This window comes from Paenibacillus sp. E222, from assembly GCF_013401555.1.
In the GTDB taxonomy this organism is placed as follows: domain Bacteria; phylum Bacillota; class Bacilli; order Paenibacillales; family Paenibacillaceae; genus Paenibacillus.
Genome location: NZ_CP058552.1, coordinates 4,538,864 through 4,554,383, shown reverse-complemented (window position 1 = coordinate 4,554,383; position 15,520 = coordinate 4,538,864). Strand labels below are relative to the sequence as shown.

The window sequence follows — 15,520 nt, the reverse complement described above, 5'->3', positions numbered from 1 at the left end:
AATTTGATTCCTCCTCAGTAGAAATAAGCGGTTCTATCGTAACTTTTTAAGCGGTATCCATTCCGTATGTCCTCTTATTGCCCCGTGATAAGAAGGGACTCCATATGGAGTCCCTTCTTTCGATCATTAACACACCAGCCAAATCATTCGTTCCCGCTCTAGCTTATGTGAAACAACTTCATCACTTCTCCGATGGGAGCGGTGTAAAGAGTAGATTAACCGGCAGGTTGCTTCCTGGCGCGGCAGAGAAAAGAATCGTTACGCTCTCTCCATATGCCCCTGTGCGGTAAAGAACGCTTTGTTCACTTGAATTGCTAACAGCAACGTTACCATCGGCAATGGATACAACCTGATTGTTTACTAGAGCCACTCCTGAGTACTTCCCTCCACGAGGGTTAAATGAGATTAACGTACGCGGAGCCACATTATTCAGCGTGATTTTGTACAATACGCCAAAATTACCCGCGTTGGATGCGTCTGTGTAAGCCATTGGATCTGTTCCAACCAGATTGGGATCGCTTGCGTTATCACCCAGTGGCAGACGAGCAGGTTCGGCTCCCACTAGCTGATCATACGTAATGATACGAGTCGCATTCGGATACGTTCCACGGTTGTGCACACCGTCACGATCAAGCACAGGCAGCATTGGTAAAGTCTCGAACGGATCTTTATTTTCTTCGACCAGGATAACGTTATAGTCAAGGGTATAATCACTATAAGCATCCGAATAGAGTGAGATCACTTGTCCTTCTTTGATTGGAGTTTTATTTAGTTCGGTCAAAATCAGTTTGCTTTCTCCAGGTTGAATAACTTCTTTCTTTTGATCCGCCCGGGTCTGAATTGACTTGAACCATTTATCAATCGACAATTTCCCAGCTACGGTAGCATACGGTGTAGGCCCAGCAAAGCCCATATTTTGTTGTTCGAATACTGCCGGATTTAGGTTGTTATTTGTTGCAATTACATACATCTTCACTCTTTTTCCCGTATTGTTCACGTGGTGAATCATGAAACGGGTCTGCCCTGAAGATGATTCTTTATACACGATTCCTTCCGTATTAACCGTTTCCGGACTGTTGCTGCGGATCAACAAACTTGGCTCATCCGTGTACGTATAAGACACTTTTTCCATGGAAGTTACTTCGCCACCGTTAAAGGTAAATTTCTGTCCTACCGGCGTGAAGAGTAAATTGAAATCGGAAAATGAATATAATGTCTCATTGGTTATAGTTATAACTTTGGAGTACGTGTTCGTCGCGCCGTGATTGTCAGTAACGGTGAGTGTCACCGTTTTTGGACCGGGTTCAAAGAAAGCCAGCGAATTATTCTCCCATACCGTTTTATCAATACTGTTTTCATCATCTGTACTTTGGTCGATGTATGTTATTTTCTCACCCATTTTATACTGTTCCTTGTCTGTGGTGAACATGGCTACAGGAGGAAGATTAGGACTCAAAACTTGAATCGTCATCGAATAGGGATCGCTCCATTGGCCGTTTGAATCCTGTACTTGATATGAAATCGTATATGTACCCGCTTGATCAAACGAATCCTGACGACCTGTCCAGCGTTCGTCTAGGATATCCAAGCCATTTGGAGAACTGGAAGAAGTCACATAGTCCACCTTATCGCCAGCAAAAATTTCCTTTTGTGTAATCACAAAGCTTGCAACGGGTTTAGTATTGAGATTCAGCACAACCGTTTTAGCCGACTGATTCACTTTATAGGTGATGTTCAGAGCTTGAGTAATGGAAGTTAACGGCACCATGAACGTATTTTTTTGCTGATAAGCAGGGCCTTTCATCGTTCTGGACTCTCCATTTACGGTATAGACCGTGCTGTTGGTTTTGAATCGGAGCTCATTATCACCACTAATGATGATCGTTTCTTTGGTCTTGTTATCGTATTTGACCCCGTATCCCACACGGTCCACCAGTGCACGGATCGCAACATAGGATACGCCGTTTTTTACAGTCATTGGCTGGCCAGCCAGATACGTTTTCCCATCCTGCTCCATCTTGTTACTATTCATGTACAACGTCAGATTGCCGCCTGCTGCTACAGCAGAATTTCCATCAATGGATGGCTGCTCTATTTGAGCAGGCGTAGCTGGCGTTTCAGCATCCTCAGGAGTTCCCTCTTGAGTTACAGGTTTCGTGCTTGTTTCGTTTGTAGTCGTCTCTCCCCCATCTATAGCGGGTTTCTCGATATCTGTTGTACGTGTTGCCTCAGTGTCTGTTGGATTTTCAGTTTTCTTCCCTTCAGAAGACGGTGTAATGGCAGATGCATTACTGCTCCCTGTCTTTACTTCACGCTCAGCAATCGGCTGCTCCTGCTTTAATACCTCAACCGATTCTACTTTGGCCGTATTTACTGACGATGTGTCATCCTGCGGTGCTGACTGCGCATTCACTGAACCGACTGCAAATGCTTGTAAAACGGCTAAAGCGGTAAAAATGGATAATTTCTTTTTCATATTCATGCGTTGTCTTTATCTCCTTCTGCTCCCAAGTAATTGTTATACTCTCAAAAAGTCATAGTATAGACGCTAGATTCAGGAAAAAGTTTCTAGTAAACTTGTAAATTATGGATCGATTTCAGCGTGGTTTTTATTCATTCGATGCTGGGAGAGAGAAAATAAGAAAGACCTTGAGAGTTTAGCACCCTCAAGGTCTTGAATTATCTATTAACTTATGGACGGACCACAACACCATTTTTAAAATTTATCTACGGAAAACTCCCACCTGCTTTTTCATTCTCCGGAATTTCGGCTTCAATTCTTTTCAAGTCACTTTTATTTAATTGGACATCCAGAGACCGGGTTGATTCCTTGTTTATCTTGAAACCGACATTATGATATCCTGGGTATCGCTTAAAGAAACAAACCAGTTTTGTAGAAGAATATTATGATGTGTAATGATTTGATCTGCAATTAAAACGGAAGAGTCCGCGGTACTGTGAGCATCTTTTGCTAAAATAACGTCATATCCCAAGCTAAATGCTCTACGACATGTCGCATCAACACATATCTCAGTCTGAATTCCCGCGACAACCAGTTGATTAACCCCTAGATGAGTTAAATGGGATTCAAGGGTGGTATCTTGAAATGAATCTGGAAAGTTCTTTTCAATTTTCACATCTTGAGCGATCAAGGGTAAGGCGGGATGAAGACTCCACCCTGAGGAATTTTTTGAGGTAAGCGTCCCTAATTTCCCATTATGCTGCGTAAGTATGACTGGAATCTTACTTATGTGGGCCCACGTAATAAGTTGTTTGATATTATCTAATAATTTTTCACTGTTATGTATAAAGAGAGGATCCATAAATGATCCGATCTGTATATCTATGATCAATAAAGCTGGCGTGTAGGTCATAACTATCCCCTCCTCATCCTGGATACTTCTTCATTCATTTCTAGAGGTTAGAATTGCCCGTAAGCATAATTATATTCATTATTTTTTACACCTAATCAGTTATGACCCCAAGTTTTGCCCTCCATTTGGGACAGGAACTTTGTTTTTTTAAACAAAAAGCAAATGTTGCGGGGGACGCTACGTCACAATCTATAATGAAAAAAAACAGATAAAAGGAGTTTAATTATGACTGACACCACGGCAAAGGAACAGTACAAAATACTGTTGAGAGCATCACTAACGCTAACATCATTTCTTTTTATCGGATTGGTTTTTATTTGGATATTCAAACGGGGAGATATGTTACCATTTATAGCTGACCTATTTATACCAAACGAGATTAGTATTTTATCCGCAGTACTCATTGGTCTTATTTCTAGTTTGGTTATAACAACTATTGTTCTAGTTGCATTCATCAAAACCAGAACAGAACTCCCCAAAACCGAGGGATCAGATCTGATCAAAAAAATAATGATCCAACCAAGTGGTATAGCTTTATCTGCAATAGGTGGTGGGGTGTTTGAAGAATTCTTTTTTAGAGGTGTCCTGATCGGATTATGTATTGGATACTCTATAATTGTGGATTGGCTCGTTATCCTAATAAGCACTTTTCTATTTTGGGTAATACATGTTCCCCAATATAAAGGAGCCACTGGTATCCTCACAGGTGTATTTGTAAATGGTTTGATTTTTGCACTACTCTTTTATTTTACCGGCTCGTTAATCCCGTCAATGCTTGCCCATGGGATTTATAATACCTGTATTGGAATGATTCTGGCGAAAAAATACAAGAAATGATTTTGGAAAAGAGGAATTTTAGATGAGATTAACGGCAAGTAAATTTGCAAAGCTGGCAGATACGACGGTTCGTACCTTACGACATTATCGACAACTTGGAATATTAGTCCCCTCACAGAAAAATGAAAAAGATCATTATATATATGTGGATGCGGACTTTAAAAGGCTTCATGAAATCCAACTATTGCAAAGTCTAGGTCTTTCCTTAAACGAGATTAAAGTCTGTTTGGAAAATCCGAAATATTCTTTCCATGAAATCATTAGAGTTCAAGAACAATTACTTCGACAGCGGAGGGAAGCCATTGATTGTTCTTTAGCACTCATTGAACGAGTCCAATTGTTAACCGAGCAAGATCAACTCAATGAATCAAACTCTGAAATACTCATGTTACTTATGAATTCCATGCGTGTTGAGGAGGCTCAAAAAAAGCTGCTTCAAAAGTATGTCTCTATAGATATTATTGATCAGGTGTTTCCAGAGGATATCTCTAAGCAAACCCATATGGATGGACGATTTTACAATTTGTTATTGCTTGTCCATCGGGCTATCGTAAATGATCTTACACCAGATCATCCTATCATACAGCAGCAGTTGCATGGCATATGTGCAGATACTCCATTACGTAATCTCATGTTCAATGACGAGGTAAATAACGAAGAACTGAATAAAAGCGTAAAACCCTATGAGGCGTTGGTGCCTAAGCATACCATGGATTTTTTAAAGGAAGCATTTGAGGTATTAAATACGAAGAATAATTCTTCTCTACAGGATTGAAAAGAGGGTTTCATATAAAAAAGGAGAGCTGCCTTTATATAAGCAGTTCTCCTTTTTGTGATTAAACCGTTTCTTAGTGGTCCAGGAATACAAGCTGGATGAAGAACAATACCGCAAAAATGTAGAATATCGGATGAACATCCTTGCCCTTTCCGCGAAGCAGCTTGAGTACCGGATAGAAAATGAAGCCAACACCGATGCCTGTCGCAATACTGTGCGTCAACGGAGTAAGGATGATAATCAAAAAGGCAGGAAATGTTTCTTCGAGATCCTTCCAATTGATTTTGCTGATTACGCTAATCATAAAGTAACCAACAATAATCAGTGCCGGAGAAGTGATCGCCGGGATACCTGATATGACACTTACGATTGGTGTAAAGAACAAAGTAAGAGCAAGTAGTACACTTACCGTTACCGCCGTCAGTCCTGTTCTTCCTCCTGCAGCCACCCCTGTGCTGGACTCGATATAAGCCGATGTTGGGCTCGTTCCAAGCAAAGCGCCAGTGGTAGTCCCAACGGCATCTGCCAATAGGGCGCCGCGTGAGCGCGGAAATTTACCTTCCTTCAGCAGCCCTGCTTGTTCAGCAACGCCGAGCATCGTCCCCGTCGTATCAAACAGCGTAATCAACAGGAACGTAAATATGATGGTATACAAACCATTAGAGAATACGCCTGCCAAATCCAATTGGAAAGCCGTTGACGTGAGGCCTTGTGGCAAGGATACAATCGACTCCGGCATTTGAAACAGCCCCATGATCCAGGCAAGAATCGCTGTTACCACCATTCCGATGAACAGATAACCTTTTACATTGTAAGCCATAAGCACAACAGTGATAATTAATCCGATTATGGTCAAGTAAGTCATAGGTTCTGCCAAGTTCCCGATCGTAATCAAATTGGATTCGGAATCAGCAATAATCCCGGAATTTTGCAGGCCTACCGTTGTAATAAACAATCCAATCCCTGCTGTTATCGCGTGCTTAAGGTTCGCAGGAATGGCATCAAGCAGCATGTAACGAAATGAAGTAAGCGATAAAATAATAAACAAAAGCCCTGCTATAAATACCGCTCCCAGTGCAACCTGCCAAGACACGCCATATCCAGCAACTACACTATAAGCAAAGAATGCATTCAGACCCATACCAGGCGCTATAACGATCGGATAATTGGACCCGATTCCCATGATCAACGTCGCCACAATACTCGCCAACACTGTAGCAATGAATACTCCGTTAAAGTCCATGCCCGTGCTGCTGAGTATTCCTGGGTTTACGATTACGATGTATACCATCGTGAAAAATGTTGTAATCCCTGCGATGATCTCTGTTGAAACGGTCGTGCCTCTTTCTTTTAGTTTGAACCAATTGTCCATGATTAAAGCCAGCCTCCAACTTTCAAATTATTCACCAAAGCTAAAAATAAAAAAATCCTAATCATCGTCATAGGATTGTAATATTACCGCTCCTATATTCGTCATTAGGATTAAAAAGCTAAGATTCTAAACCAATGATAAGGATACTCATATCTGCTTTACCCTGATGCCCTTTCGAATTTTAATAAATATATCACTCATTGTCAATGAATTAACGTATTGTTCACAGTTATTTACGAACTATATAGAGATGATAGGGAATATTCATTCGTTTTTTAGAGTAAGTTACAATGAATTTAGTTCTTGTACCAATCAAACAAAAAAAGCCGCTAAAGTAGCGACTATACATCGAATTATATTTTTGTTGTGAATAAAGTAAAATTGACAATATAAAGTTCCATTGTTGTTTGATACCCCAAGCCTTTATATAAGCGAACAGCAGGCACGTTATTTGCTAAAACGCCCAGATAAACATCTGGTGACCGTTTTTTACCGAGGTGTGTCAATTCACTTGTTAGGCGTTTAGCTAATCCTCTGCCTCTGTAATCTAACCTGGTAACAATGTTCCCAAGCTCTACTAGCTGAGAGTCATAAAAATGGTAGCCGCCAACAGCGATGAAATCCTCCCCTTCCTTAATTCCAAGAAAAGGGTAATTCTCTAACTCACTCCTTGTAAAAAAACTCATTTCCCCACTATGTAAAAAATCAATTACCTTAGAATATTCATTTTCATTTATCTTTTTTGCAATGTGAGCTTCAAGGAGTTTCGATTCATCCTGATGTTTCATAGTTAAAAAACGCTGAGGAATTCCTTTGATGAGTCCGCAGGATTGAAAAAGTTCAAGGTCTCGTTGACAGAGTATCGTGCCACATACAGCACTTTCGTCAAGTTGGATAGTTTCTCTTGTAAAAGCAATTAGTTCTGGCAAAAAGATGTCCTGATCTTCCACTCGGAAGAAAGAAAATGCAGGAAAAGATAGTTCGCTAAAATAAGCTAATACAGCTGTAAGTTGGCTATTCATAAATTGACCAACATATTGAGCCTTATCCTTACGTTGCGTTAAATAACTATAAAAAAGCAGATTCTGTTCTGTATTAATGTTGGGCAATAATTCAATAATTGTATCGTGAGTAAGCAAGCGATGCGAAAACATTTTAACACCTCTCAACCTATAATTTCTTATTCTATTTTTTTATCTTGTTTTCTTTCAACAAATACCCAGATATAGTATGTCAACCAAAATACAATAGGAACTAAGAATACATAAGCTCTCTGATTTGCTGTAAGAAAGTAAATTATAAACAGTCCAATGATTAACATCGGTGGCATCAGGATAAAGTACTTCTTCTTATCTATGTCCATCCCTCCATTTGTTCAATATTCATAATAATAACATTCATTTATTTCTTTGATAAGATTCGCATCTGCTACCAGAAGTAGAGTATATTAAGCTTAGTTAATTTTATTTTAGGAGGCTATAACCATGCCACAAGAGATCTGGATTAACCTGCCGGTCAAAGATGTTGAGAGGTCAACTGCCTTTTTCAATGAAATTGGATTCCAAGCGGTGAGCGTTGGGAACGAAAGAGCCAAGCTTTCCATAGGTCAAACAGCGATTCTATTGTTCCCGGAGTCAGCGTTTGAGAAATTTACAGGTTCAAAAACAGCAGATACTTCCCATAGCGCAGAAGTAATATTCTCCATTGGCGCTGAAAGCAGAGAAGAAATAGATACCTTTATTCAAAAAGTGGAGTTTGCCGGAGGAAGCATCTTTGGCAAACCGAGTGAAAGCGACGGCTGGATGTACGGCGCAGGATTTGCCGACCTGGACGGTCACCGCTGGAACCTGCTATACATGGATGAGAGTAAAATGCCGAAAAAATAAGTGAAGCGCCGGTCACCTGTTAAGGTCGCCGGCGTTTATTCATAGGGTGCTTCTGAATGAAAACATGTTCGAACCAGAATTCAAAAGAACAAATCCCCCAAATGAAGTATTGTTTTAGGGATTCTGCTAAATTCACAACATTTGCTGCCAGTCACTTCTGCCTGCTCTTAGTCACATCAGGGTCCGTTCACTTTTCTTTATAAAGAAAACTTATTAAGTATCTATGGAAATTCCTTTAGTTATTCAAAGAAATCATTAATGGATCGAATGGGCTTCACTTCTATAGGCTGACTCGACAATTTCAAAGCCGCATATGCTCCAATCCAAATGATAGCTGCTAAAATTATATATACCATAACGCTCACCTCCTGTATCTCCATTGATCCTTTCTAAATGTATCCAGTGCGTTTTGTAACCCTCTTTATAAAATAACTTTATAAAGTCAGTATGCAGCAAACCTTAATGCTCTGTCAAAGGGTAATTTAGGAAGCTTCTATAGCCTCCGCCGTATGTAAAAGAAAACCTCTAATCATGAATGAATTTTTCAATGATTAGAGGTTTATTTCGATTTGATCATCTGTTTTCAGATAAATTCATCCTACATCTCAACTAAATTAATGCGCGGTATAGCCGCCATCAACAAGCAAGGTCGTACCATTCACGAAGCTAGCATCATCGCTGGCTAGGAACAACACAGCTTTAGCTACTTCTTCTGGTCTTCCAAGTCTGCCCTGTGGATGAAGTGAAGTTAAATATTCTTTGCTCTTTGCATCTACGTTTTTCAACAAAGGCGTTTCAATGTATCCAGGACATACCGCGTTGACACGAATTCCCTCGCTTGCATAAGCAGTACATAAATTCTGAGTTAACAGTTTAACGCCTCCTTTTGCTGAAGCATAAGCTGTCGTTTTAGGCAATGCAACAAAGCTGTGGATCGAGCCAGCATTAACAATAATTCCGCCATTTCCCTGCTTAAGGAACTGCTCAATAGCATATTTATCGGAAAGAAATACACCCGACAAGTTAATATCGATTGTGCGTTTCCATTTATCATAAGACAATACATCAGCGATTTCGTCATCGGCAACCCCTGCATTTGCATACATAATATCCAGCTTGCCATATTTCTCAACAGTTTCCTTAATCATGTGTTTAATATCTTCTTCTTTAGTCACATCTGTTTTGACAAATAACGTATCATGACCTTCTCCATTAAGTTCGGCAGCTAGCTCTTTACCATGTTCAGAATAGTCAGCAATGACCACTTTTGCTCCTTCTTTTGCGAAAAGGCGAACCGTGGCCTCACCAATTCCACTGGCACCGCCTGTAACAATAGCTACTTTTGCATGTAATTTCATAAGATTCAACCGCTCCGTTTCATCATTAGTAAGATTCAATAATCAGTACTCTTCAATCTTACTCCTTTAATTTTGAAATACTATCCTATAAGGTTCTGTGTAATAATGGATTGTATACCCTCCATTTGTAGGGTATTTCATTGGAAGGGAACGGCTTATTATGACCCAACATTTTCATCCATATGGTGAAATGACTTTTCAGGAATTTGTATTATTTTTCAAAACGCACAGCAAACAGCTCGAAGAAAATACAAACATTTACTTGATTTCGGAAGCTAACATCCCTGAAATACATCGGAACGAAACGGAAGTACTGATGAGATCCTTTTTTCAAATGTTTACTTATTCAGACTTGGATCATTTGGATAATCATTATTCTTCTTATTTGGATACCTGGGTTCAATCCCAGCTAACTATTTTAAATATGGCAAGCTTACAATGGCTTCAAATTATATTGGAAAAAGCTTTACTAACACTATTAATACAACTGAAACATCAACGGATGTTGGACCCTCTAATGTTCCTGTTATCTGTCTTTTCTTATCTGATGCATAGCTTTCATAAGTGGGCTGATACGGAGTCTGTTAATCAAGGAACGGAGGAAAATGACGAATTAAGAAACCTGCGCTTGCTGGATCAGTTAAACCAACTCCTAGTCAGTTCTTCCGGAGCTTCAGATTTAGCCTTTATCCTGAAAAAATGTGAGAAGTATTTCAATTATAAACGTTGTGTCTTCTATGCCTATGTACCTTGGTCCAACCAGTTCTATGGGGTCATTGGTGAAGAACTTCCGAAAATTCAGAGTATGAAAGGACAATTGACCGAGCAAAATCTAATCTTTAACTCCAAGAGACCGATCTACTTGAAAAATCCAAAACCTTATCTAAGGGACGAGCATATCCAGTTATTTCAGTTGTCTTCGATCATATTTATACCGATTGCCCACGAGCAGCAATTGTATGGCTGGGTCACTTTTGACCAAATGGGGGATTCATTTGATTGTACGAAGGGCGAACTCGATTTGCTTGAACAAGCGGGAAAGAGAATTGGTTTGTTTTTATCCAGAAAAGAGAAGGAAAACACCGCCAAAACGATGGCCATCGCCTTAACAGAAAGGGAGTCCACCGTTCTCGAACTTCTGGCGGAAGGATACGACAACAAAAAAATCGCTTCCTTGTTGTTCCTCAGCGAATATACTGTGAGAGATTATGTAAGCAGCTTGATGTCCAAGCTGCGTGCAAAAAATCGGACACAGGTCGTTGCTTATGCTTTTCGTTGGGGGTTATTGAGTTAGTACATTTGGTCATGCCTCGGTCAACGAATCAACCGATTTGATCAAGAAATTTACTAAACTTACACATATGATATTAATTATTCATTCGTTTCAGAAAAAATAATAGCCCTTAAACCAAAGACAGCCGGTCCATGGATCGGCTGTCTTGCACAGATGTTTTATGCTTGTTATAAGATTTGTCCATTACTTTCAATAACTTGTTTATACCAGTCAAACGAGTCTTTGCGGTATCTTTGCAGCGTACCATTCCCGGCATTGTCTTGATCTACATAAATGAAGCCATAACGTTTACCCATTTCAGATGTGGAACAGCTAATAATGTCGATGGGTCCCCAGCTTGTGAAGCCCATCAAATCTACACCATCTGCTACCGCTTCTCTCATTTGCTCGATGTGGCGACGCAGATAGTCGATCCGGTATGTGTCATGAATGGAGCCGTCTTCCTCCAGTTTGTCGGTAGCACCAAGGCCATTCTCAACGATAAATAAAGGCATCCGATAACGATCGTACAAACGGTTCAGTGCAACACGAAGACCGATTGGATCGATTGGCCAACCCCATTCAGTCACTTCCAGGTGAGGGTTTTTCACTTGACTAACCAGCATGCCGGAATTGCTGTTGTCATTCGGATCGTATTTTCCGATATAAGTCATATAATAGCTGAATGCAATGAAATCGACCGTGTTATCTTTAATAATCGCATCATCCTCAGGTTCCTTCACCAGCTTAATCCCGTTCTCCTCAAAATATCGATTCATGTAAGATGGGTATTCGCCCCGTGCCTGAACCTCTGGATAGAACAGATTCATCTGATCTTCCTTCAGCGTTTGCAGAACGTCCTCCGGTTTGCTTGATGCAGCGTACGTTTCCAGACGGCAAATCATGCAGCCGATTTGGGCGTTTGGCATCTTCTCTTTACCGCTTTTTACAGCGAGTGCGCTCGCTACAAACTGGTGATGCGTCGCTTGATAGGCAACCTGCTCTTTGCTGCCTTTGATTTTATCCTCAAGGATACCGCCACCCGTATACAGGCTTGTAAGGATCATGTTCATTTCATTAAACGTAATCCAATATTTTACTTTGTCTTTATAACGGTCAAACAGGGTGTTGGCGAATTTCAGATACAGGTCAATGAGTCTGCGGTCTTCCCAACCATTGTATTTCTGAGTGAGATGTACAGGCATTTCGTAATGGGAGATGGTCACGAGCGGTTCGATATTATGCTTCAAGAGTTCTTCCAGCACATTGTCATAGAACGCCAGACCTGCTTCATTAGGAACCTCTTCCTCCCCTGTAGGGAAAATGCGTGTCCATGCCATAGAGATCCGTAATACCTTGAATCCCATCTCGGCGAACATGGCAATGTCTTCTTTATAACGATGATAGAAATCTACCCCGTTGCGCTTCGGGAAATACACATCTGTGTTTCCTCCCAGGAACTCTTCAAGCTCAACAGAATTGACATCAAAGGTAAAATCCTTGCCATTGCGAAGTTCCTTGGGTACGAATGGAGCCATGTCCGAAGTGGACAGCCCTTTCCCATCAGCATCAAATGCTCCCTCCAACTGATTGGCTGCTGTAGCGCCTCCCCACAAAAAGCCTGCTGGGAATGCTTGTTTAGTTTCTTGTTTTGTCATGATGGTTGTGCTCCTTTGATATAATAGTTTGAGTTTGAAATTAAGATGACTTCATATGATAAATGTGATAAAACATTTAGCGAACCGTGACTAGAAGCAATTCATTCATTGAAATCACCCCCTTCACATGCACTGGCACAACATCCAGATAATCCGGCGTATTCGTCACAATAACTGGTGAAACAATGTCCAGTCCCGCTGCTTTGATGCTCTCCAGATCGAATTCAATAAGCGGATCGCCCAAGCGGACTTCTTGTCCAGCTTCTACTTTGACATCAAAGAACTTGCCTTTGAGCGAGACCGTGTTTAGTCCAACGTGGATGAGTATATCAATCCCATCCATGGATTGAAGCATAATCGCATGTTTGCTTTTGGCTACCATCGTGACTATTCCGTCAAAAGGTGCGGTCACTTTGCCTTCTGTCGGTCTGATCGCAATTCCTTTACCTGTCAACTCATCTGCAAATGTTTTGTCTGGAAGCTCTGCAAGTGGGACAAGTTCCCCGGTCAGCGGACTCTGTACCTCACCTTTCTTCTCTTCAATGGAGTGAACCGTGACAGGCAATTTGTTTTCCTTCGGCGAGGTTTCAGGTTTCACTTCCATCGATGGGGGGTCTAACGATACCGAAGGCTGTGGCTCAGAATCATCCCATTTCAGCATCAGAGTCAAGATAAACGAAATGACGAAACTGATAGCGACTCCAATTAACGCATACCACAAGTTGGACATCCCACCCTTCGGGTCGATGTATAACGGCAGTGACAGCAATCCCGGAACAGCAAATCCAAAACATTTCAGGCCAACTGCTGTTATAAACCCACCGCCTGCGGCTCCACCAACGAGTGATGCGTAGAACGGTTTTTTCAACTTTAGCGTAACTCCGTACAACGCAGGTTCCGTAATGCCCAGTAAAGCGGAAATGCCACTCGACAGTGCAATCGACTTCATGTTTGGATTTTTCGTTTTGAGAAACACCGCCATTACCGCGCCAGCCTGACTCATGTTGGTGACGAGGTTGATGGGCAACAAAAGCACGTCATAACCAAGTTTGCTCAAATTTTGCAGTGTGCTCGGAAAAAATGCATAGTGCATGCCTGTCATGACGATTAATGGCATCAAACCGCCAAGGATAATTCCCGTCAAAGGACCGGAATGGGCGAAGAGCCACGATGTACCCATTTCCAAATAAGTACCGATGTAAGTACCTAACGGGCCGATGGCAATCAACAGAACCGGCACCGTAATGACCAGAACAATCATCGATGTAAAAATAACTTTTACCGGCCCTGGAATAACCTTGTCCACCCAGCGATACACGTAGCTAAGCAACCACACACCCAGAATAATCGGTATGACGGACTGCGTATAATTCACGATCGAAACCGGGAGCGAAAGGAAACGAATCGGTTCAAGATGATTGGCATTGAAAGCATCCAGAATGGTCGGATATAACAGCGTCCCTGCAAGCGTCAGAGCGATATACTCGTTCACCTTGAATTTGCGTGCGGATGACACCGCTAGCAGGAAAGGCAAGAAATAAAAAGCAGCATTGCCAATGGAGGACAAGATCTGATATTCGCCACTGGTTTCGTGCAACAGTCCCAAGGTCACCAGCAATGCCAGAATTCCTTTGAGCATACCAGTGCCTACAATAGCCGGCAGAATCGGTGTGAATATGCCCGAGATGGTATCCAGAACGGCGTTGATGCCTCTGGAGCGCGGAGCCTGTTTGTCCTTCTCGGTAGAGGTGTCCTGCTTCAGTTGACCCTCCAATTCCGCATATACCGCAGCGACGTTATTTCCGATGACGACCTGGAATTGATCGTTCTGAAACTGGGCACCCAGGACACCATTCAGTTTTTTAATCTGCTCCAGTTGAACCTTCTTCTCATCCTTAACATTGAAGCGGAGTCTGGTGATGCAGTGCCAGGCCTGTATGATGTTTTCTTCTCCTCCTGTTAACTGGATGATCTCCGCGGACAACTCCCTGTGGTTCATGCTGATTCCTCCTCTGTTTTTGGCGAAAAAAAAACCAAATGCTAAACCTGTCCTCTGCATGTGCAGAGTCGGTAACATTTGGTGGTGCCTGATCGAATCAGTAACACTCCATATTCTATTTATTCAAACGTGATGTTCAGTCCGCATCGGAATGCGACGTCACTCTCTCGATGTGAATCATTAGGTAAACCATCTCATCAGGAGTAATCGTGAACTCATGCTGCCGTTCCATAAACTCCTTTATTTTTTGCGCACATTGGAAGCTTGAAGGGTACCTTTCCGATAGCACGGCATACAAGAAATGCTGATCTTTGAACGAAAGTACCTCCCGATTCATTTGGCGGACGATGAAGTAGCGCAAATGAGTGATGAATCTGGAATAGTTCACAGATTTCTGATCCAGCGCGATGCCGAAATGATGGGACATAATCTCCAGGCTGTCATTAATCATTTTAGTAATCTTGATCGTTTGGTTCATGCCGCCTGAATCGATCTGCGAATTCACGAAGTGCAATGCAATGGAACTTGCTTCGCTATGGGACATCGTCACGCAAAAAGCTTCGTTTATCCGGTTAACGGCTTGTTCACCTACAAGATATTCCACAGGATACAGATGCCGAATGTCCCAGTGAAGGGGATTCTGAACATCCATCCCGCTTTTATGGCGTTCCAGTGCAAAATGTATATGATCCGCAAGGGTCAACAGCAATGAATCGTTAAGCTTTTTCCCAATCTTCTCTTGACCCATTTCTATAATCTGATCGGTTATATCAATGACTTGCAGAGGAATGTCGTTAAAAAACTGCTCGATCCGCTGGTATTTGTCATTGGCTCCAATTCTGAACATTTTTTGGATCTTGTCGCGATCAAGGGGTTGCCCTTTCGCTTTTTTGAAACCAATGCCAGTACCTATTACAATGACTTCGCAACCTTCGTCATCTTCTGCAAGGGCGATATTGTTGTTCAGTGACTTTTTGAATTTCATGCT

At 41.6% G+C, this 15,520-nt stretch carries 12 protein-coding genes; 4 read left to right on the top strand and 8 right to left on the bottom strand.

Translation table 11 applies throughout. The annotated features are described in order from the left end of the window. Nucleotides 1-181: 181 nt before the first annotated feature. Together HW560_RS20555 and HW560_RS20550 are read right to left on the bottom strand one after the other, a co-directional pair. Entirely contained in the window at nucleotides 182-2,482 is a 2,301-nt protein-coding gene (locus HW560_RS20555; RefSeq protein WP_179264510.1) for a stalk domain-containing protein, read from the bottom strand. A gap of 352 nt (nucleotides 2,483-2,834) precedes the next feature. Next, a complete protein-coding gene (locus HW560_RS20550; RefSeq protein ID WP_090899092.1) occupies nucleotides 2,835-3,374 on the bottom strand; it encodes a cysteine hydrolase family protein in 540 nt (179 codons plus the stop codon). Nucleotides 3,375-3,599: 225 nt separating this feature from the next. On the opposite strand from HW560_RS20550, the gene HW560_RS20545 reads away from it, so the two are divergent. Both HW560_RS20545 and HW560_RS20540 read left to right on the top strand, forming a co-directional pair. After that, entirely contained in the window at nucleotides 3,600-4,211 is a 612-nt protein-coding gene (locus tag HW560_RS20545) for a CPBP family intramembrane glutamic endopeptidase (RefSeq protein ID WP_090899095.1), read from the top strand. Between the two features lie 22 nt (nucleotides 4,212-4,233). Then, entirely contained in the window at nucleotides 4,234-4,986 is a 753-nt protein-coding gene (locus HW560_RS20540) for a MerR family transcriptional regulator (RefSeq protein ID WP_090899098.1), read from the top strand. A gap of 73 nt (nucleotides 4,987-5,059) precedes the next feature. Here HW560_RS20540 and HW560_RS20535 read toward each other — a convergent pair whose 3' ends face one another. Next, the gene (locus HW560_RS20535; protein ID WP_179264508.1) at nucleotides 5,060-6,358 is read right to left on the bottom strand and encodes an NCS2 family permease; all 1,299 of its coding nucleotides are present in this window, start codon (nucleotides 6,356-6,358) and stop codon (nucleotides 5,060-5,062) included. A 353-nt stretch (nucleotides 6,359-6,711) separates the two neighbouring features. Further along, nucleotides 6,712-7,512, bottom strand: a complete 801-nt coding sequence (locus tag HW560_RS20530) for a GNAT family N-acetyltransferase (RefSeq protein WP_179264506.1) — start codon at nucleotides 7,510-7,512, stop codon at nucleotides 6,712-6,714. A 330-nt stretch (nucleotides 7,513-7,842) separates the two neighbouring features. Here HW560_RS20530 and HW560_RS20525 point away from each other — a divergent pair, with 330 nt between their 5' ends. Continuing rightward, nucleotides 7,843-8,244 (top strand): VOC family protein, encoded by a 402-nt coding sequence (locus HW560_RS20525; RefSeq protein ID WP_090899110.1) that lies wholly within the window; start codon nucleotides 7,843-7,845, stop codon nucleotides 8,242-8,244. Between the two features lie 614 nt (nucleotides 8,245-8,858). On the opposite strand, the gene HW560_RS20520 is transcribed toward HW560_RS20525, so the two are convergent. After that, nucleotides 8,859-9,602 carry an SDR family NAD(P)-dependent oxidoreductase gene (locus HW560_RS20520; RefSeq protein WP_090902403.1) on the bottom strand — a complete coding sequence of 248 codons (744 nt, stop codon included), beginning with the start codon at nucleotides 9,600-9,602 and terminating at the stop codon, nucleotides 8,859-8,861. Nucleotides 9,603-9,762: 160 nt separating this feature from the next. On the opposite strand from HW560_RS20520, the gene HW560_RS20515 reads away from it, so the two are divergent. Further along, the gene (locus HW560_RS20515; protein WP_179264504.1) at nucleotides 9,763-10,896 is read left to right on the top strand and encodes a LuxR C-terminal-related transcriptional regulator; all 1,134 of its coding nucleotides are present in this window, start codon (nucleotides 9,763-9,765) and stop codon (nucleotides 10,894-10,896) included. A gap of 167 nt (nucleotides 10,897-11,063) precedes the next feature. Here the strand turns inward: HW560_RS20515 and HW560_RS20510 are convergent, their stop codons facing one another. From HW560_RS20510 to licT, 3 genes are all read right to left on the bottom strand, one after another. Next, nucleotides 11,064-12,533, bottom strand: a complete 1,470-nt coding sequence (locus HW560_RS20510; RefSeq protein ID WP_179264502.1) for a glycoside hydrolase family 1 protein — start codon at nucleotides 12,531-12,533, stop codon at nucleotides 11,064-11,066. A gap of 76 nt (nucleotides 12,534-12,609) precedes the next feature. Continuing rightward, nucleotides 12,610-14,532 carry a beta-glucoside-specific PTS transporter subunit IIABC gene (locus HW560_RS20505; protein ID WP_090899119.1) on the bottom strand — a complete coding sequence of 641 codons (1,923 nt, stop codon included), beginning with the start codon at nucleotides 14,530-14,532 and terminating at the stop codon, nucleotides 12,610-12,612. A gap of 136 nt (nucleotides 14,533-14,668) precedes the next feature. Then, nucleotides 14,669-15,517 carry a BglG family transcription antiterminator LicT gene (licT, locus tag HW560_RS20500; RefSeq protein WP_090899122.1) on the bottom strand — a complete coding sequence of 283 codons (849 nt, stop codon included), beginning with the start codon at nucleotides 15,515-15,517 and terminating at the stop codon, nucleotides 14,669-14,671. Nucleotides 15,518-15,520: the final 3 nt, after the last annotated feature.

Coding starts and splice junctions, on each gene's coding strand:
- HW560_RS20555 (WP_179264510.1), bottom strand. CDS start 2,482: ATGAATATGAAAAAGAAATTATCCATTTTTACCGCTTTAGCCGTTTTA.
- HW560_RS20550 (WP_090899092.1), bottom strand. CDS start 3,374: ATGACCTACACGCCAGCTTTATTGATCATAGATATACAGATCGGATCA.
- HW560_RS20545 (WP_090899095.1), top strand. CDS start 3,600: ATGACTGACACCACGGCAAAGGAACAGTACAAAATACTGTTGAGAGCA.
- HW560_RS20540 (WP_090899098.1), top strand. CDS start 4,234: ATGAGATTAACGGCAAGTAAATTTGCAAAGCTGGCAGATACGACGGTT.
- HW560_RS20535 (WP_179264508.1), bottom strand. CDS start 6,358: ATGGACAATTGGTTCAAACTAAAAGAAAGAGGCACGACCGTTTCAACA.
- HW560_RS20530 (WP_179264506.1), bottom strand. CDS start 7,512: ATGTTTTCGCATCGCTTGCTTACTCACGATACAATTATTGAATTATTG.
- HW560_RS20525 (WP_090899110.1), top strand. CDS start 7,843: ATGCCACAAGAGATCTGGATTAACCTGCCGGTCAAAGATGTTGAGAGG.
- HW560_RS20520 (WP_090902403.1), bottom strand. CDS start 9,602: ATGAAATTACATGCAAAAGTAGCTATTGTTACAGGCGGTGCCAGTGGA.
- HW560_RS20515 (WP_179264504.1), top strand. CDS start 9,763: ATGACCCAACATTTTCATCCATATGGTGAAATGACTTTTCAGGAATTT.
- HW560_RS20510 (WP_179264502.1), bottom strand. CDS start 12,533: ATGACAAAACAAGAAACTAAACAAGCATTCCCAGCAGGCTTTTTGTGG.
- HW560_RS20505 (WP_090899119.1), bottom strand. CDS start 14,532: ATGAACCACAGGGAGTTGTCCGCGGAGATCATCCAGTTAACAGGAGGA.
- licT (WP_090899122.1), bottom strand. CDS start 15,517: ATGAAATTCAAAAAGTCACTGAACAACAATATCGCCCTTGCAGAAGAT.